This is a genomic window from Flavobacterium paronense, assembly GCF_030409795.1.
GTDB lineage: Bacteria > Bacteroidota > Bacteroidia > Flavobacteriales > Flavobacteriaceae > Flavobacterium > Flavobacterium paronense.
This window is the reverse complement of sequence record NZ_JAUFQN010000019.1, coordinates 191,078-209,347: the sequence shown is the minus strand read 5'-3', so window position 1 is coordinate 209,347 and position 18,270 is coordinate 191,078. Positions and strand designations below refer to the sequence as shown.

The 18,270-nt window shown below is 32.6% G+C and carries 18 protein-coding genes; 16 read left to right on the top strand and 2 right to left on the bottom strand.

All coding sequences use genetic code 11. From position 1 onward, the window contains the following. Positions 1-33: 33 nt before the first annotated feature. Complete coding sequence (locus tag QWY90_RS02515) at positions 34-2,844, bottom strand: M16 family metallopeptidase (RefSeq protein WP_290284261.1); 2,811 nt, start codon at positions 2,842-2,844, stop codon at positions 34-36. A 155-nt stretch (positions 2,845-2,999) separates the two neighbouring features. On the opposite strand from QWY90_RS02515, the gene QWY90_RS02510 reads away from it, so the two are divergent. The 4 genes from QWY90_RS02510 to QWY90_RS02495 all read left to right on the top strand — a co-directional run bounded on the left by QWY90_RS02510 (position 3,000) and on the right by QWY90_RS02495 (position 7,586). Next, the gene (locus QWY90_RS02510; RefSeq protein WP_290284260.1) at positions 3,000-4,250 is read left to right on the top strand and encodes a type IX secretion system plug protein; all 1,251 of its coding nucleotides are present in this window, start codon (positions 3,000-3,002) and stop codon (positions 4,248-4,250) included. A gap of 69 nt (positions 4,251-4,319) precedes the next feature. Then, positions 4,320-4,706, top strand: a complete 387-nt coding sequence (apaG, locus tag QWY90_RS02505; protein ID WP_290284259.1) for a Co2+/Mg2+ efflux facilitator ApaG/CorD — start codon at positions 4,320-4,322, stop codon at positions 4,704-4,706. 109 nt (positions 4,707-4,815) lie between these two features. Next, a complete protein-coding gene (gene pruA / locus QWY90_RS02500) occupies positions 4,816-6,444 on the top strand; it encodes an L-glutamate gamma-semialdehyde dehydrogenase (protein WP_290284258.1) in 1,629 nt (542 codons plus the stop codon). A 110-nt stretch (positions 6,445-6,554) separates the two neighbouring features. Further along, complete coding sequence (locus tag QWY90_RS02495) at positions 6,555-7,586, top strand: T9SS type A sorting domain-containing protein (protein ID WP_290284257.1); 1,032 nt, start codon at positions 6,555-6,557, stop codon at positions 7,584-7,586. A gap of 30 nt (positions 7,587-7,616) precedes the next feature. On the opposite strand, the gene rsmG is transcribed toward QWY90_RS02495, so the two are convergent. Continuing rightward, the gene (gene rsmG, locus QWY90_RS02490) at positions 7,617-8,246 is read right to left on the bottom strand and encodes a 16S rRNA (guanine(527)-N(7))-methyltransferase RsmG (RefSeq protein ID WP_290284256.1); all 630 of its coding nucleotides are present in this window, start codon (positions 8,244-8,246) and stop codon (positions 7,617-7,619) included. A gap of 108 nt (positions 8,247-8,354) precedes the next feature. Between rsmG and QWY90_RS02485 the strand changes: the two genes are divergently transcribed. The 12 genes from QWY90_RS02485 to QWY90_RS02430 all read left to right on the top strand — a co-directional run bounded on the left by QWY90_RS02485 (position 8,355) and on the right by QWY90_RS02430 (position 18,187). Beyond that, positions 8,355-9,449: a fatty acid desaturase family protein gene (locus QWY90_RS02485; protein ID WP_290284255.1), complete on the top strand. Its 1,095-nt coding sequence runs from the start codon at positions 8,355-8,357 to the stop codon at positions 9,447-9,449. A gap of 57 nt (positions 9,450-9,506) precedes the next feature. Then, complete coding sequence (locus tag QWY90_RS02480) at positions 9,507-10,691, top strand: pyridoxal phosphate-dependent aminotransferase (RefSeq protein ID WP_290284253.1); 1,185 nt, start codon at positions 9,507-9,509, stop codon at positions 10,689-10,691. A gap of 11 nt (positions 10,692-10,702) precedes the next feature. Beyond that, entirely contained in the window at positions 10,703-11,044 is a 342-nt protein-coding gene (locus tag QWY90_RS02475) for a DUF6370 family protein (protein ID WP_290284252.1), read from the top strand. A gap of 72 nt (positions 11,045-11,116) precedes the next feature. After that, positions 11,117-11,692, top strand: a complete 576-nt coding sequence (locus QWY90_RS02470; protein WP_290284251.1) for a Crp/Fnr family transcriptional regulator — start codon at positions 11,117-11,119, stop codon at positions 11,690-11,692. 137 nt (positions 11,693-11,829) lie between these two features. Then, positions 11,830-12,819 (top strand): sensor histidine kinase, encoded by a 990-nt coding sequence (locus tag QWY90_RS02465; protein ID WP_290284250.1) that lies wholly within the window; start codon positions 11,830-11,832, stop codon positions 12,817-12,819. Next, entirely contained in the window at positions 12,816-13,496 is a 681-nt protein-coding gene (locus QWY90_RS02460; protein ID WP_290284249.1) for a LytR/AlgR family response regulator transcription factor, read from the top strand. The genes QWY90_RS02465 and QWY90_RS02460 overlap by 4 nt, the downstream gene beginning before the upstream one ends. Positions 13,497-13,599: 103 nt before the next feature. Continuing rightward, positions 13,600-14,964 (top strand): DUF3500 domain-containing protein, encoded by a 1,365-nt coding sequence (locus QWY90_RS02455; RefSeq protein ID WP_290284248.1) that lies wholly within the window; start codon positions 13,600-13,602, stop codon positions 14,962-14,964. A gap of 176 nt (positions 14,965-15,140) precedes the next feature. Beyond that, positions 15,141-16,265 (top strand): HupE/UreJ family protein, encoded by a 1,125-nt coding sequence (locus QWY90_RS02450; RefSeq protein WP_290284247.1) that lies wholly within the window; start codon positions 15,141-15,143, stop codon positions 16,263-16,265. Positions 16,266-16,335: 70 nt separating this feature from the next. Beyond that, entirely contained in the window at positions 16,336-17,052 is a 717-nt protein-coding gene (locus tag QWY90_RS02445) for a pirin family protein (protein ID WP_290284246.1), read from the top strand. Between the two features lie 83 nt (positions 17,053-17,135). Then, positions 17,136-17,417 carry a GNAT family N-acetyltransferase gene (locus tag QWY90_RS02440; protein WP_290284245.1) on the top strand — a complete coding sequence of 94 codons (282 nt, stop codon included), beginning with the start codon at positions 17,136-17,138 and terminating at the stop codon, positions 17,415-17,417. A 15-nt stretch (positions 17,418-17,432) separates the two neighbouring features. Further along, entirely contained in the window at positions 17,433-17,663 is a 231-nt protein-coding gene (locus QWY90_RS02435; protein ID WP_290284244.1) for a (4Fe-4S)-binding protein, read from the top strand. Beyond that, complete coding sequence (locus tag QWY90_RS02430; protein ID WP_290284243.1) at positions 17,660-18,187, top strand: NADPH-dependent FMN reductase; 528 nt, start codon at positions 17,660-17,662, stop codon at positions 18,185-18,187. The genes QWY90_RS02435 and QWY90_RS02430 overlap by 4 nt, the downstream gene beginning before the upstream one ends. The last annotated feature ends 83 nt before the right edge of the window (positions 18,188-18,270 follow it).

The window sequence follows — 18,270 nt, the reverse complement described above, 5'->3', positions numbered from 1 at the left end:
ATTTCTTAGCAGGTTTTTTTATGCAACCTATTATTATTTTACTTCAGGCATTAATATTCCTATAGTTTTATCCTTTGTCAGGTATTTTTTTGCCACGTCTTGTATTTCTTTTGCAGTAACTGCTTTTACATTTTCAGAAGCGATTAAGATATCTTCAGGATTTGAACCATTAACATACGATTTAGTGAAATTGGTCATCCAATAACGGTTTTCTTTCATTTTCTTTTTATACTCTAAAGCTTCTGCTTCTTTGTATTTATTGATGTCTTTTTCTTCCGGACCATTATCTATGATTTTTTGCAATTCATTTAACGCTGAAGCAGTTAATTTTTCTGCATTTTCAGGACCGCATGGGAAACCAATATTAAAATTATAAGAACCATAAGGAACTTTATTCATGCTTCCTCGGGCTGAAATTCCATAAACACCGCTTTCATTCTCTCTTAATTCTTCTAATAATTTAATAGTTAACACTTCTCCCAATGCAGTTAATGCAGTAGCTTCTTTTGTGGAATAAGGTGCTTCGCCATAATACATAATAGTAACATTACTTTTTGGATCAGTTCCTTTATTTACAACTTTTTTTAGATCGCCTTTTAGCATTCTATACCCTAAATCCTTGGCATCTTCTTTAGTATTGTTTGACGGTAAAGAAGCAATATATATTTTGGCATATTCTTCTATTTTTGATTCATCCACATTTCCTATGAAGAAAAATTCAAAATCACTGGCATTGGCAAAACGTTCTTTAAATTTGTAGTACGCTAATTTATAATCTGTAGCTGCCCATTTTTCTGCTGTTGGAACTATTCCGTTCCATCTTGGATTTTCTTTATTCAAATAAGTGTAAAACTCTTGTTGAAAATAAAAGTTTGGCTGGGCAATTAAATTATCATAAAAGGCACTTTGTTTTTGTTTATAACCATCAAATGCTTCTGGGTCAAAATTCAAATCTGTAAAGTAACCATAGATCATTTGCATCGCATATTCTAAATCTTTTGGTGTAGATTCGCCTCTAATTCCTTCAGTAGTATTACTAATGTAAGGCGAAATCCTAGCTATTTTACCAGACATGAATTTATCAATATCGTTTTGTTTTAATCCCGAAAAACCTGCATCGGTCAAGCCATTGTTGGCAAATTGTGTTTTTTTGATTTCTTCATTACTGTAAAGATTTGAACCTCCATAGCTTATAGCCTCAATTAAAATTTCTTCATTCTTGAAATCGGTCTTTTTATAAGTTACTTTAGCTCCGTTTGATAAAGTCAACGTTGTAGAGCCAATTTTGTCATTTTTAACTTTACTTACAATTGTGCCCGGAGTTGGAACAATTTTAAGTAACTTCTCTGCAACAGCTTTATCTTCGTATGGTTTTAAATCGGCAATATTTACCTTTAAAGTTTCCAAAACTTCTTTTTCTGTAACTTTTTTAAGCCCTTCTTTTTCTGGTGCCGTAATTACAACAACCCTATTGTCTTCTTTTATATAATCTTTAATTAAAGCATTAACTGCATTTAAATCAACAGAAGGCATAAGTGTTTTTGTTGTTTCGAAATCCCATTCAATTCCGGCCATTGGTTCATTATCAAGAAAATTTGACTGACAAGCCCAAACATAATTTTCTGACTCTTTCTTTTCTTTATCCTTAAATGAGCTTTCCAATTGGGCAAGTATATCTGTTTTTGCTCTTTTTAATTCTCCTTCAGTAAAGCCAAATTTTTTAACTCTTTCGTTCTCGGTAACCAAAACTTTTAAAGCAGAAATTTGTTTGTTCTCATCAACCATTGCAAAAGATTGGTATCCTTCTTTTAATCTGGCAAACGTACCTCCATGGTATGAAAACCCATAGGTAAAAGGTGGATTTGGTGAATTCGTTAGCTCATTCAATCTATTATTTAACATGGTTGTAAAAAGCCCTTCAACTAATTCGTCTTTGCAATCACTGATTTTAATTGGTCTTTTTGGCAATGCGTAATCTTTATACAACAATTGTATTTGCGTTTGCGATGCTTCTTTATCACTTTCAATACAAACAAAGGTTTCTTTGTGATTAGGCACTTCAAAGGTCTTTCTTGGTTTTTCATTTTCAGGATTTTTATAACCATCAAAATGTGCTAAAACTTTCTTTTCCATTTCGGCCACATCAATATCTCCAACAATAATAACAGCCATCAAATCAGGACGATACCAATCTTTGTAAAAACTGATAATTCTATCGTATTTGAAATTTTCCAATATGTCTTTTTTTCCGATTGGTAGACGATTAGCATACTGTGAATTGTACATCATTTTCGGAATATATTTATCTTCCATTCTTTTATCAGCACCTAATCCTAATCTATATTCTTCCAAAACAACACCTCTTTCTTTATCTATTTCTTCTGGTGTTAAGTTCGCATTAAACGCCCAATCTTCAATGATTTGAAATCCTTTTTCAAGTTTCTCTGGATTATCAGATGGAATTGGCAAGAAATAAACTGTTTCATCAAAACTGGTATAAGCATTCAAGTGTTGTCCAAATTTCACTCCAATACTTTGAAGGTAATCCACCAACTGATTCTTTGGGAATCGCTTAGTTCCATTAAAATTCATGTGTTCCATAAAATGCGCTAATCCTTGTTGGTCATCATTTTCGAGAATTGAACCCGCATTGACAATTAATCGTAAATCAACTTTGTTTTCAGGTTTGGCGTTTTTTCTGATGTAGTAAGTTAAACCATTTTTAAGTACTCCTTTTTTAACATTAGGGTCAAATGGAATTTTCGAATCATTTTGGATGTTTTGAGCCAATAAATAAAAAGGCAAAAAGAATAAAAGCAATAAAATCTTGTTGGTTTGTTTCATTTGTTTACTGTTTAATTATTTGTAAATGGATAACGTCAAATTTATATAAATATTGTGTTTCAATGTAAAAACTTACAATTTTTTAACTTATTATTATAATTGGTATAATTGTGGTTAGTAAATTTTGCTACCTTTACTTTCTTAAATTATAATTTATGTTTAAAAATATATTGTTTGCTTTTAGTTTTTCTCTAATTTCATTAGTTGTGTTTTCACAAGCTGAAAAAGAAATCTCTCCACCATATAATATTAAAACAATTAGTTTTGTTCAAAACAATCAAAATGCTTTACCTATATTTCGACTAGGTGATGGATTTCAAATACAATTTGATGATTTGTATGGCAATGAAGCCAATTATTATTACACCATAACACATTGCGATTATGACTGGAAACCTTCTCAACTGGCTAAAGCTGAATACCTAAACGGTTTTGACGACCAACGAATTCAAGACTATACCAATTCGTTTAATTCTCTTCAAATTTATTCACATTACCGTATTTCATTTCCAAATAGACTTACCCAATTAAGAGTGAGTGGAAATTATGTTATAAAGATTTTAAATGAAGATAAAGAAGTGGTGTTTTCAAGAAAATTTATTCTTTATGAAGAGTTAGTTTCAGTGCCAATACAAATAAAAAGAGCCCGCAAATTGGATGTTGTTGAACAAAAACACAATTTGGATTTTGCAATTAAATCGACAACTATTAATTTTCAAAGTCCGTTGAATAATGTAAAAGTAATGCTAATGCAAAACGGAAAATTTGATAATGCAATAACTAATATCAAACCTCAATACACTATTGGCAATGATTTGATTTATAAATATGATACAGAAACCCAGTTTTGGGCTGGAAATGAATTTCATTTTTTTGAAAACAAAGATATTCGAGCAGCCAATAATAGTATTGCGACTATAGATTCAAAAGGTGGTATTTATAATGCTCATCTATATTTAGAGCAATCTAGAGCAAATTTTCCTTACACCTATTTCCCAGATATTAACGGCAACTTTATAGTGAAAAATATTGGAGTTCAAAATAATGAAATTGAAGCAGATTATGCTTGGGTTTTCTTCTCTCTTTCAGCTCCAGACTTCGGGAAAAAATCAATTTACATTAATGGCATGTTTAACAATTTTGCATTGAACGATGAAAACAAGATGGAGTACAATGCTGAAAAAGGAATCTACGAAAAAGCGCTCATGATAAAACAAGGTTTCACCAATTATCAATATGTAATTGCTGATGCCAATGGTAAAATTGATGAGGAAAATGCTGTTGACGGCAATTTTTTTCAAACAGAGAATAATTATTTCGTGTTAGTATATTATAAAGAAAATAATCAACGTTATGACAGAATTATTGGAAAAGGAATTGCAAGTTCAGTAGATATAACTAACTAAAAATTAACACTCATTTATTCTACAGACCATTATTTTTTGTAATTTTGAGTTCGTTTTATAATCTTAATTATGGTTACCCAAATAACAAGAGGCATAAAGATTTCGGTTTTGACTAGTTTTGAAGGCACTTACTTCAAGAACTACAAACTTCATTTTGCTTTTAGTTATGAAATTACTATCGAAAATCACAGTAAAGATTCTGTTCAATTAAATACTCGTCATTGGGAAATTTTAGATTCTCTCAACACTATTGAAATTGTTGACGGCGAAGGTGTAATTGGTAAAAAACCTGTGTTAAAACCAGGCGAAAAACACACCTACAATTCAGGCTGTCTGCTGGCCTCGCCTTTTGGAGCGATGAGTGGTTATTTTGATATGATTAACTTCACCACTACCAAAACTTTCAAAGTTATTGTGCCAACATTTAAATTAAGTGCTCCATTTGCTTTGAATTAATGTCAATGCCTCTTATTAAAAATTCAAAATTTCCTTTGTACTTTTGTGTCGTCATTTTGATGCCTGTTATCTAATAATCTAAGATGTCTAACAATCTAATAATCTAAATATGCCAAAAGGTTTTTTTCATGTACCAAAAGCGGTTAATGAACCCGTAAAATCATACGCTCCAAATTCTCCTGAAAAAGCAGCCGTTTTAGCTGCTTACAAAAAAATGTGGAACGAAACTATTGATGTTCCAAACTATATTGGTAAAGAAGAAATTCGCACCGGAAATACACGAAACATGTCTGCTCCACATGATCATCAACATGTGGTTGGAACTTATCATTTGGCAGAAAAAAAACATATTGAAAAAGCGATTGCCTCTGCTCTTGAAGCGAGAAAAAAATGGGCAAACATGGCATGGGAACAACGTGCTGCCATCTTTTTGAAGGCTGCTGAATTAATTGCTGGTCCTTATCGCGCAAGGATTAATGCAGCAACAATGATTGCACAATCAAAAACTATTTATCAGGCTGAAATTGATGCATCTTGTGAATTGATTGACTTCCTACGTTACAATGTAGAATTCATGACACAAATTTATAACGACCAACCAAAATCAATTTCTGACGTTTGGAACCGAGTGGAATATCGTCCGTTAGAAGGATTTATTTATGCCATTACGCCATTTAATTTCACAGCTATTGCTGCAAACTTACCGGCAAGTGCCGCTTTAATGGGTAATACTGTAGTTTGGAAACCAAGTGACAGCCAGGTTTTTTCAGCAAAGATTATTATTGATGTTTTTAAAGAAGCAGGTGTTCCTGATGGCGTTATCAATGTTGTGTTTGGTGATCCTGTTATGATTACGGATACCATTTTGGCTCATCCAGATTTTGCTGGTGTTCATTATACAGGTTCTACATTTGTATTCAAGGAAATCTGGAAAAAAATCGGAACTAACATTCACAGTTATAAAACATATCCAAGAATTGTTGGAGAAACAGGCGGAAAAGATTTCGTTTTAGCGCATCCAAGCGCGAATGTAAAACAAGTCGTTACCGGTATTACGCGTGGTGCTTTTGAATTTCAAGGACAAAAATGTTCGGCTGCTTCAAGAGCTTATATTCCACTAAGTATTTGGCCTGCCGTTAAAGAGCAATTAATTAGTGATGTGAAGTCGATGAAAATGGGTTCACCTGAAGATTTTGGAAACTTTATTACAGCGGTAATTCATGAAGGTTCATTTGACAAATTGGCTAATGCAATTGATCAAGCAAAAACTGATACTGATGCCGAAATTATCGTTGGTGGTAATTACGATAAATCAAAAGGATATTTCATTGAACCAACAATAATTGTTACATCGAATCCAAAGTATGCTACTATGGAAACGGAGCTTTTTGGACCCGTAATGACAATTTATGTGTATGAAGATGCTAATTGGAAGGAAACATTAACGTTAGTTGACGGAACATCAGAATATGCTTTGACCGGAGCCATTTTTAGTCAAGATCGATATGCCATTGAAGAAGCTACTTTGGCTTTACAAAATAGTGCTGGAAACTTTTACATTAATGACAAACCAACTGGAGCCGTTGTTGGAATGCAACCCTTTGGTGGCGCAAGAGCATCAGGAACAAATGACAAAGCAGGTTCAATGCAAAACCTATTACGTTGGGTTTCCCCAAGAACTATCAAAGAAACAATGGTTACTCCAGAGGATTATCGTTATCCGTTTTTAGGAGAATAAAACCAACTTATCCTTTTGAAAAGGAAAAATTTAAAGTCCAAGTAAAAACTTGGACTTTTTTTATACATTTGAATACAAATAACTTAATGTCAATTTCTTAAAAAACGATTATGAAAATAAAATTACTTTTATCCTTACTGGTAACAGCTAATATTGGATTTGCTCAACATCAGATAAATTCTTTTTATAACAGTAATGGCTTTGTAAGCACAGCGGTTACTAATCCAAATGCACTAAGCCACGGTTCTGGTGGCATTGATCAAACATGGACATTTGCCGGTTTCCTTAGTCTCGGTACTTCAACCTATACTAATGTTGCGCCAACAAGTACAGAATCTTCAACTTATCCGGGAACTAATAATGTTATAGTAACCTCTTCAACTCAAGGTGCTACAACAACAGAAGGCAGGATGTTTACCAAAAACACTGCAGCGACTGTTTCAATTACAGGATTAAATTCAACAGGCTTAACTATTAATTTCAATGGTGGCAGTAATGGCGCAGGTAATGCAACTTTAGGAGCTTTTCCAATGGTTTATCCGTTTACTAATACTGATAATAATGTTAGTGGAAACTATGTCTACGGAACTAATTCGGGAACGTTTTCAGGTACATTGACAACGACAGTAGATGGTTATGGTGTTTTAAATTTACCTGATTACAGTTATTCAGGAAATGTAACCCGATTAAAAACAGTGCTTTCGGTTACTTTATATCTAAGTATCTTCCCGGTAGGAACAGCTTCTCAGACTACCTACGCCTATTATGAACCAACCGATCCTACGAACAATTTTAAGTTAAGAAGCCTTAACACTGTTGTTGTTGCTTCGGCGGCTGGAATCAACCAAAACGATACGACAATTGAAATAGGTACAATGCCCGTTTTGGGAAATGCTCACAATACACTTGAGTCGGTTTGGGTAAAAAACCCTGTTGAAACCACTATTGAAATAAATACATCAAGCACTATTGACAATGCTACAATTAGTGTTACCGATATGCTCGGGAAAACTATTTATCAAGCAAAAAATGAAACGATAAACGGAACATTTGAAATTCCAGTATCTTTAACCAAAGGAATTTATCTTATCACTATCGAAAGTGAAAGCAGAAGCATAAAGAAGAAAATTGTAAAAAGTTAATACTAAAAAGCCCTGTAATTCAGGGCTTTTTTATGCTTTAAATTTCAATGGCACATGTACCACTTTTTTGGTCTCAAAGAATTCATCTTTTAAAAAATCAGCAATATTATATTCGGTTGCCATAGGAAAATCTTTTAATTCCTCTGTTAAATCTCCTCCTTTTAAATAAAGGATTCCGTTTTTTAAAGCGTGTTTATTTTGCTTTTTGATTTTGTCTTTTATCCAAGAGACAAAATCGGGCATATTGGTTACAGCCCTACTCACTATAAAGTCATAATCGCCTTTAACTTCGGAAGCTCTTATTTGTTCCGCTTTTACATTTTTTAATTCCAACGCTACGGCAACAGCATTCACTACGTTGATTTTTTTCAGAATTACATCAATTAAATAAAAACGGGTTTCAGGAAATAAAATCGCCAATGGAATTCCAGGAAAACCGCCACCAGTACCAACATCTAAAATATAGGTTCCAGGTTCAAATGGTTGAATTTTGGCAATAGCCAAAGAATGTAAAACGTGTTTGGTATATAATTCATCAATATCTTTTCGCGAAATCACATTAATTTTGGCATTCCAATCATGGTATAAGGCACCCAATTTCTGAAACTGTAATATTTGATTTTCAGTAAGATTAGGAAATTGTTTGATGATTTCTTCCATAAAGTGAATTTTCAACAAAAATAATGCTTTTGGTTGATAATTATGATTTGTTTATAATCTTTAAAAAATTATAATAATTATCTTTGTCATAAATTTGAAATACACTAAATGGATACTACAACCCCAATATTTTCTAAAAACGATAATTTAAAATTTTTCCGTACCTTAAATTCGAGAGTTAATAATTATTTCAAGGAAAACAATCTTGACAGAACCGGAAACTGGAAATTGCATTTGAAAACAATCGTCATGTTCTCAATTTTCTTAACCCCTTATTTCTTTTTATTAGCAATGGACATGCCTTTTTGGGTGTATCTTCTACTTAATGTTGTTATTGGTGTTGGAATGGCCGGAGTCGGAATGAATGTAATGCACGATGGAAATCACGGAGCTTACTCTTCAAAATCTTGGGTTAATAAATTTATGGGCGGAAGCATTTATATTTTGGCCGGAAATGTCTACAACTGGCAAGTACAACACAATGTTTTGCATCATACTTATACTAATATTCTAGGGCATGATGAAGATTTAGAAGCAGGAAGAATTATGCGTTTTACCAAAGAAGCTAAATGGTATAAATTGCATAAATTTCAGCATTTATATTCTGTTTTCTTATACGGATTACTAACTTTTAACTGGGCAATTACTACGGATTTCCTTCAAATGAAACGTTATTTGAAAAGAAATCTATCTTATGGCGAATTCAAAAAACCTGCTATTCGTTGGACAACTTTAATTATCACTAAAGTAATCTATTTCTCGATTTGGATAGTGGCTCCAATGGTTATGGGAATTACATGGTGGAAAGTAGTTTTAGGCTTTTTGGTAATGCATTACACTGCAGGCGTTATCTTGAGTGTGGTTTTCCAATTGGCTCACGTAGTTGAAGAGACTGAAAATCCAATTCCGGACGAAAATGGAGAAATTGAAAATACTTGGGCAATTCATCAGTTGTTTACAACCGCTAATTTTGCTCCTAAAAATTGGTTAGTAAATTATTACACTGGCGGATTAAATCATCAAGTAGAGCATCACTTATTTCCAAATATTAGCCACGTTCATTATGGTAAAATTGCCGAAATCGTAAAACAAACTGCCAAAGAATGTGAACTTCCATACTACGAATTCAAGACAACAAGAGCAGCAATTGCCTCACATTTTAAACATCTAAGGGAACTCGGAAGACAACCACAATTAGCCTAATACCTAACAAAAGACGCCTTAACTGGCGTTTCTTTATTTAACATAATTAACGACACAATGAGTATTTTATCGGACAGAATTAATAATTTATCTACATCACAAACACTTGCAATGGCAGCATTGGCAAGAGAATTAAAATCCCAAGGAAAAGACATCATCAGTTTAAGTTTGGGGGAACCTGATTTCAACACACCCGATTTTATCAAAGAAGCAGCTAAAAAAGCGATTGACGAAAACTACAGTACTTACTCACCTGTTGATGGATACGCTGAGCTAAAAGAAGCCATTTGTAGAAAATTCAAACGCGATAATAATTTAGATTATAAACCAGCAAACATAGTGGTTTCAACTGGTGCCAAACAATCGTTGTACAATATAGCTCAAGTAATGCTGAATGATGGTGATGAAGTGATTCTACCTGCGCCATACTGGGTTTCCTATTTTGAAATTATCAAATTATCCGGTGGTGTACCTGTTGAAGTGCCAACTTCTGTAGAAACTGATTTTAAAATAACAGCAGAACAATTGGAAAAAGCCATTACACCAAAAACCAAAATGATGTGGTTTAGTTCGCCATGCAATCCTAGTGGCTCAGTATACAATCGCGAAGAGTTGACTGCTATTGGTAAAGTTTTAGAAAAGTATCCAAACATTTATATCGTTTCTGACGAAATCTACGAACACATCAATTTCTCTGGAACGTTTTGTAGTATTGGTTCTATTCCGGGATTGTTTGAAAGAACAATTACTGTGAATGGTGTTGCCAAAGCTTTTGCTATGACTGGCTGGAGAATTGGTTACATTGGAGCACCTGAATTTATTGCAAAAGCCTGTACCAAAATGCAAGGACAAGTTACTTCCGGAGCCAATTCAATTGCGCAAAGAGCCACAATTACTGCTGTTGATGCCGATCCAAAAGTATTAAACGAAATGGTTTCAGCATTTAAAAACCGTAGGGATTTAGTGGTTGGTTTAACCAAAAAAATTCCCGGATTAAAATTAAATGTTCCTGAAGGTGCATTTTATGTTTTCCCTGATGTTTCTTCATTTTTTGGAAAAACATTACGCGGAAAAGTGATTAACAATGCAGACGATTTTTCTATGTATTTATTATCTGAAGCCAATGTTGCCACTGTGACTGGTGACGCTTTCGGTAATCCGAATTGCATCCGAATTTCTTATGCAACCAGTGAAGAATTATTAACTGAAGCTTTCAATAGAATCAAGGAATCTTTATCTTAAACTATACTATTATGAAGAAAGTAATTTCAATTCTTGTACTTTTTGTTTGCATTGCTGTAAATGCACAAGAAAAACCAAAAACACAAATCGTAGAAGCTGCTTGCGGTCAATGCCAATTTGGAATGAAAGGCAAAGGCGGTTGCGATTTAGCGGTTCGTATCGACGGAAAATCCTATTTTGTTGACGGAACCGATATCAACAAACATGGAGATGCTCACGCCGCTGATGGTTTTTGTTCCGCTATTAGAAAAGCAGAAGTTGTGGGTGAAATAAAAAATGACCGGTTTGTAGCGAGTGAATTTAAATTACTCCCTACAGAAGTTCACGACGAACACGAAGGACATAAACACTAAAAAGCACAAGCGGTCTCATCATAAAAAGGGACCGCTTTTTTTATCTTTTAGTTTTATTGTACTTTTGGGAGTATGAGTTTGATAATACAAAACATTTCGAAACACATTTCTTTAACTCCCGAAGAAGCGTTGCTTTTTTTATCTAAGACAGAGACCAAACTTTACAAATCTAAAACCATAATTCTCAATGCCGGTGAAGTTTGTAAATATTCCTATTTTGTTAATTCAGGTTTGCTACGAAGTTTCAACATCAATGATAATATTGTTGAGCATGTGTTGAGTTTTGCTTGCGAAGGTTGGTGGATTGGCGATATGTATAGTTTGCTTTCTCAGAAACCCGGTAATCTCTTTATAGAAGTTTTAGAAGATGCTGAAGTGGTTTTATTATCCAAAGAAAATCAAGAGCAACTCTATCTTGAAATTCCAAAACTCGAACGCTTTTTCAGAATACTAACCGAAAATTCTCTGGTAGCTCACCAAGAACGTCTGATGGATAACCTTAGCTTATCAGCCGAAGAGCGCTTTGAAAAATTCTGTAAAAAGTATCCAACTTTAATTCAAAAAGTGCCTCAAAAACAAATTGCTTCTTATATTGGTGTCACACCGGAATTTTTTAGTAAAATGAAAAGCAGGTTGTTAAGGAAATAGCTAGTGTTGTTTTTAACTTATCAATCCAAACATAAACTGTGTTGGGTTTAAAACAACATATCGATACTTTTGGCATATACTTCGCTAAATAAAGTGTTATAAAGTAATTTATTTTATTTTTGAGATAAAGTAATACTATGTATACTAAAAACAAAATTGTCTTTCATTTAATAATTTGCGTAACATTTTTAGTTATACCTTTTTTACTAACCCCTCCACACAGAGCAGAATTTGGGTCAAAAATTGGAGATTATTTAATAGTTAGAAAAGAAGCTACTAACCTTGTTTTATTGGCCTTTTTCTATATTAATTATTATTATATCATTCCGAAATTTTATTTTAAAAAAAGATACCTTGTAGTCATAATAAGCTTACTGTTTTTTTTATTTTTAAGTTTATTACCCGATATCATCTTAAATAATTTCACAACTTCTAAACATAATTTCACCTTTTTAATTAACTCTCAAATAACCTTATTTTTATTTGTTGCTATATATTTTATTACTTATTCCATGCGAATAAATCATCGATTAAAAGAAGCTCAAATTGAAATAAAAAATTCACAACTTTCTTTTTTGAAAGGACAAATTAATCCCCATTTTTTGTTTAATACGCTGAATAGTATTTATGCCTTATCAGTAAAAAAATCGGAAGAAACGCCAAGTGCAATTGTAAAATTATCAGGTATGATGCGCTATAGTATAACCGAAATAGAAAGGGAATTTGTTTTATTAGATAAAGAAATTCTGTTCGTAACTAATTATATTGCTTTACAAAAAATCCGCTTGGGCAACACCTGTTCAATACTTTTCGAGTCTGAAAATAAGTATCCAAACGATATAATTATTCCTTTGATTTTTATCCCATTTGTAGAAAATGCTTTTAAATTTGGTATGTCATCTGATGAAAATGCTGAAATTAGAATAGAAATTAAAAACACAAATGGTAATTTATATTTTGAAAGTAACAACAAAAAATTAAACAGAAGCCCACAAGAAACTTCTACAGAAATAGGGATTACAAACACCAAAAAAAGACTTGATTTATTATATGCAAACAAACATCAATTAGATATTATCGAAACAGAGCATAATTTTACTGTTATTCTAAAAATAAATTTAAGATGATAAAAGCTATTGCATTGGATGATGAACCACTCTCATTAGAATTGATTGATGCTTTTTGTCTTCAAACTAATGAAGTAGATTTAGTTAAAAAATTCACTAATCCAAAAGAAGCTTTAAAATACCTTCGTAAATTCCCTGTTGATTTAATTTTTTTGGATATTAATATGCCAAACATATCCGGAATTGAAGTTTTAAAAGAAATTAATCAAAATACCGAAGCCATTTTTATTACAGCCCATAGCGAATATGCTGTAGAAAGCTATAATCTCAATGCCATTGACTATTTATTGAAACCATTTGAATTGGATCGTTTTCTTTTAGCTATAAAAAAAGTAAAGTCTAAAATTTCTCTTGAAAATCAAGAAGAAAAAGCAATTTTTGTTCGGTCTGATTATCGCTTAATTAAAATTTACTTGTCCGAAATTCAGCATATAGAAAGTCAAGCTGACTATTTAACTATCATTTGTAAAAATGAAAATCAAATCGTAACGCGAATGACGATGATAGAAATGCTCACTCTTTTACCAACTAACCATTTTATAAGAGTACATCGTTCCTTCATACTTCCTATTTCAGAAATAAAAATCATTAGAGATAAGAAAATTATATTAAAATCAATTGAAATTCCAATTGGAATAAGCTATGAAAAAGAGGTTAATACTATTTTTTTAAAGTAGTTACTACTATTCATCGCCGAAATTCTTTAATATGTCGCTAAAATTTGAGTGACTTATTTTTTATTATGATTTTCGTAAACTGAAAATTTTAAATAAATTATCGATGAAATTAGTATTCAACTCCATTTTGACTTTAAGTTTGGGGATTTTAATTTTTTTTGGACTTAAAAGCAGTTCATCAAACAAATTAAAAACAACTGAATTTAATGTAAATACATCTTCTTTAAATACGACAACCACAGTTACTACTCAAGAAATTATTGATTTAGCAAATGCTTTTAAAGCAACTTTAACTGCAAGTCAAATTACAACTTTACAATTAAGCTACAGCTTGACTAATGCAAGAACTTGGTCTAATTTACCTGCGTCAATGTCGGCAAGATTAGGTTTAAAAATGGGAACTTTAACTGCGCCACAACTAGCTGCAGCCAAGGCTTTGGTTCAAGCCATGACAGGAACTCCAATTGGAGAAGGCTATAATGAAGTGCAAGGATTGTGGGCAGCTGATGATTATTTGTCAGTAAATGGAGGCGGAACAAATTATGGCGCAGGTAATTTTTATATTTCATTTTTTGGAACACCTGCTATGACTGGAACATTTGAAATTCAAATGACTGGACACCATAGAACTGTTTCCAATACATATATCAACGGTAATTTAGTTGGCGCGACTCCATCGTTTGTTGCTACCGAACCTTATGCTTCATTCACAAGTGGCGGAAATACTTATCAACCTATGTTAGAAGAGAAAACAGCATTAGTAAATATGCTTTCTGGACTTACCGCTACACAATTAACAACTGCACATTTAACAACAACTTTTACGGATATAGTATGTGGCCCTCAAAAAGATTGGATGTTTCCTACTACTAAAGTAGGGTTACAAGCAAATACTTTAACTGCTTCTCAAAAACAATTGATTTTAAACGCAATTGCAACCTATGTAAACGATGTTGACGACACGAGTGCAGCTACATTTATGACACAATATACCGCCGAAATAGATAATACATATATCGTCTACTCTGGTACTGCAACTTTAAATAATCAAAATGATTATATCCGAATTGACGGTCCAAGTGTATGGATTGAATATTCTACACAAAACGGGATTATATTATCGCCAAAACATCCGCATTCTATATGGCGTGACCATGCTAAAGATTATGGTGGCACTGGAGCTCCGTTAAGTACTACTAACTTTAGTTTGGCTTCAAGAATTGCAAACTTCCCAAATCCGGTTACTGAAAATACAACTTTCAATTTTAACTTAAAAGAAAGTGCAATTGTCAAAATAAACTTATACGATTTGCATGGAAAATTAGTTGTAACTCCTTATAAAAATTCCCTTAATGCAGGAAATAATTCTTTAACTGTTGATTTAAGCGATTTGAGTTCGGGAACATATATTTACTTTATAGAAACCAATGGCGTAAGAAGTAATTCAAGTAAACTAATTAAAAAATAACAACTCTTTATAACGGTTAAAACCTTGCTATTAAAGATGGCAAGGTTTTTTTATTTATGAAAAAACAATTCCGAAAAATAATTTGTTTGATTAGTTTGCTATTGGTAAACGTTGTCTTGTCGCATCCTTTACCCAATACATCTGTATTTTTAAATGTTCAATCTAAAAGCATTACTATGAAAATTCAAATTCCACTTCAGGATTTTGAAATTGCTTTTAAGTCAAAAATCACAACAAATCAAAATTATCCTTATTCCAACTACTTTTCAAAACACATTCAGATAGAGGATAAAAATCATCTATTTTGGAAAATGGAATTAATTGATTATAAAATACAATCAACATCGGCAGCATTTGTTGGAAAATACAACGAAATTATATTTAGATTAAAATTTATTCCAAACAAAAATTCCAATTACAGAGACTTCACTATCCACTATGATGCTATAATGCACGAAATAACAAATCATCAAGCTTTAATTTATATAAATTCAGATTGGGAAAACGGAATCCACGATGACTGTCAACAAATCGGAATAATTGAACGTGATGTTCCCACAAATACTATTTATCCGTTACATATTTCATTAGAAAAAGGCAGTAATTGGAAAGGTTTTAAAAGTATGGTTAGTTTAGGAATAAAACATATTTCAGAAGGAACCGACCATTTGCTTTTCCTATTGGTATTGCTCCTTTCAGCTCCTTTAATTTCGATAAATAAAAAGTGGATTGGTTCTGGTAATATCAAATACGCTTTAATTAGAATTTTAAAAATCGCAACCGCATTTACCATTGGTCATTCTATAACATTATTCATTGGCTCATTTGGACTTATTACTCCAAATACAATATGGGTTGAAATACTCATTGCATTATCTATTTTGATTACAGCAATACACGCTATAAAACCTATTTTCCCAAATAAAGAAATATATATTGCTTCAGGTTTTGGATTAATCCACGGTTTAGCTTTTGCAACTATTCTAGCTAATTTAAATTTAGAAACTAATAAATTAATTCTAAGTTTATTAGGATTTAATGTTGGAATTGAGCTAATGCAGTTATTTGCTATTATCATGGTAATGCCTTGGCTTCTCTATTTAAGTCCTTTCAGGATTTATAAATGGATAAGAATTATTGGAGCATCATTTGCAGGCATAGCATCAGTGGCTTGGGCAATAGAAAGATATACCGAAAGATCAAATTTTATTTCAATTCATTTACAAAATACTTCAAATTATGCTATTTGGCTTATCCTAGCTTTGGCGATTTTGGCAATTTTTCATAAAATAATTTCTTAATTTAGATTAAGTATTTTCGCAAACATGACGTTGTAAATTTGTATTATAATAAATACTAAATTTATACATTATGAAAAATACAATCTTACACAAAGCAAACACACGAGGACATGCCGACCATGGTTGGTTAAACGCACACCATACTTTTAGTTTTGCCAGTTACTACGACCCGAACAGAGTTCAGTTTGGTGTATTGAGAGTTTTAAACGACGACATTGTTGCACCTGGAATGGGATTCGGAACGCATCCTCACGATAATATGGAAATTATTACCATACCATTAGAAGGTGATTTGGCTCACAAAGACAGTATGGGAAATACTGAAGTTATTAAATTTGGCGACGTTCAGGTAATGAGTGCAGGAACTGGAATTCAACATTCTGAATTTAACCCAAATCACGATAAAAGAACTAACTTGTTGCAGATATGGGTATTCCCAAAACACAGAAATGTAGCACCTCGTTACCAACAAATATCTTTAGACACTAATGACCGTCATAATAAATTAGAACAAATTCTTTCCCCAAACGCTGATGATGCCGGAGTTTGGATTCATCAAGATGCTTGGTTTCACATGGGTAATTTAGACAAAGGAGTCACTATTGATTACAATCGCAAAAAAGAAGGCAACGGTTTGTATGTTTTTGTGATTAAAGGAAGCGTAAAAGTAGACGGTCAAGAATTAGAACAACGAGATGGTTTAGGCATCACCGATTTCGATAAAGTCTCTTTTGAAGCTACTTCGGATGCAGAATTATTATTAATGGAAGTTCCAATGATTCAATAACAATAACTTTGCGACTCTGCGTCTTTGCGAGATGTATTTCACGCAAAGACACAGAGTCGCAAAGCATTAAAATCTTAAATAGTATGAGCGAAGTAAAATTAAAAATCGATGGCAATAAAGGCTTTTTTTACATTGATATTGATGGAAAGCACGAAGCCATGATGACCTTTGTTTTTGCAGGTGATAAACAAATTATAATAGACCATACGGAAGTTAATCCTGGAAATGAAGGCAAAGGTTTTGGCAAACAAATGGTTACTAAAGCTGTAGAATGGGCTCGTGAAAATAATATAAAAATCATTCCTCTTTGTCCGTTTGCGAAAAGTGTTTTCGATAAAACTCCTGAATTTAACGATGTGTTATAATTAAAATCATAATTTATGGATCCAAATAATTTGAAAAAAGAATATACTAATGGCGAAGTAACCATAGTGTGGCAATCGGGAAAATGCATTCATTCTGCCAATTGCGTAAAAAATAATCCGGATGTATTCAAACCAAAAGAAAAACCGTGGATTGTGGCTGAAAATTCGACTACAGAAAAAATTATTGACACAGTAAAAAAATGTCCATCTGGTGCTTTAACCTATTATTTGAATAACGAAAAATGAAAAAAATCATAGCCTTTGGCGGTTCATCCAGCAAGAATTCCATCAACAAACAGTTTGCTTCCTATGTAGCTAATTTGTTTCCGAATGTCATCATTGAAGTATTGGATTTAAACGATTTTGAAATGCCTGTTTTTTCGGTTGACAAAGAAAAAGAAAACGGCATTCATTCCTTAGCTCATGATTTTTATGCTAAAATAGGAAGTGCAGATTTACTGGTCATTTCTTTAGCCGAACATAATGGTGCTTATTCCTCAGCTTTTAAAAACACGTTGGATTGGGCTTCTCGAATCAACAACAAAACCTTTCAGCAAAAACCGATGTTATTATTGGCAACTTCGCCTGGAGCAAGGGGCGGAAGTACGGTTTTAGAGATTGCAACCAAAAGATTTCCATTTCAAGGAGCTGATGTAAAAGGTAGCTTTTCGTTGCCAACCTTCTATGAAAATTTTGATACTGTAAACGGAATCATTAACCCCGAATTGAAAAAGGATTTATTGAAAATTATAGATTCAATTGAATTATAAAATGAGCCACAGATGAAACGGATTTAACAGATTTTCGCAGATTCAAATTTTGCTTCAAATTTTGTTACTTTTGTTTTCAAGTT

Coding starts and splice junctions, on each gene's coding strand:
- QWY90_RS02485 (WP_290284255.1), top strand. CDS start 8,355: ATGGATACTACAACCCCAATATTTTCTAAAAACGATAATTTAAAATTT.
- QWY90_RS02450 (WP_290284247.1), top strand. CDS start 15,141: ATGAAAATTCAAATTCCACTTCAGGATTTTGAAATTGCTTTTAAGTCA.
- QWY90_RS02515 (WP_290284261.1), bottom strand. CDS start 2,844: ATGAAACAAACCAACAAGATTTTATTGCTTTTATTCTTTTTGCCTTTT.
- QWY90_RS02430 (WP_290284243.1), top strand. CDS start 17,660: ATGAAAAAAATCATAGCCTTTGGCGGTTCATCCAGCAAGAATTCCATC.
- QWY90_RS02445 (WP_290284246.1), top strand. CDS start 16,336: ATGAAAAATACAATCTTACACAAAGCAAACACACGAGGACATGCCGAC.
- QWY90_RS02470 (WP_290284251.1), top strand. CDS start 11,117: ATGAGTTTGATAATACAAAACATTTCGAAACACATTTCTTTAACTCCC.
- apaG (WP_290284259.1), top strand. CDS start 4,320: ATGGTTACCCAAATAACAAGAGGCATAAAGATTTCGGTTTTGACTAGT.
- rsmG (WP_290284256.1), bottom strand. CDS start 8,246: ATGGAAGAAATCATCAAACAATTTCCTAATCTTACTGAAAATCAAATA.
- QWY90_RS02435 (WP_290284244.1), top strand. CDS start 17,433: ATGGATCCAAATAATTTGAAAAAAGAATATACTAATGGCGAAGTAACC.
- QWY90_RS02475 (WP_290284252.1), top strand. CDS start 10,703: ATGAAGAAAGTAATTTCAATTCTTGTACTTTTTGTTTGCATTGCTGTA.
- QWY90_RS02460 (WP_290284249.1), top strand. CDS start 12,816: ATGATAAAAGCTATTGCATTGGATGATGAACCACTCTCATTAGAATTG.
- QWY90_RS02465 (WP_290284250.1), top strand. CDS start 11,830: ATGTATACTAAAAACAAAATTGTCTTTCATTTAATAATTTGCGTAACA.
- pruA (WP_290284258.1), top strand. CDS start 4,816: ATGCCAAAAGGTTTTTTTCATGTACCAAAAGCGGTTAATGAACCCGTA.
- QWY90_RS02455 (WP_290284248.1), top strand. CDS start 13,600: ATGAAATTAGTATTCAACTCCATTTTGACTTTAAGTTTGGGGATTTTA.
- QWY90_RS02480 (WP_290284253.1), top strand. CDS start 9,507: ATGAGTATTTTATCGGACAGAATTAATAATTTATCTACATCACAAACA.
- QWY90_RS02510 (WP_290284260.1), top strand. CDS start 3,000: ATGTTTAAAAATATATTGTTTGCTTTTAGTTTTTCTCTAATTTCATTA.
- QWY90_RS02495 (WP_290284257.1), top strand. CDS start 6,555: ATGAAAATAAAATTACTTTTATCCTTACTGGTAACAGCTAATATTGGA.
- QWY90_RS02440 (WP_290284245.1), top strand. CDS start 17,136: ATGAGCGAAGTAAAATTAAAAATCGATGGCAATAAAGGCTTTTTTTAC.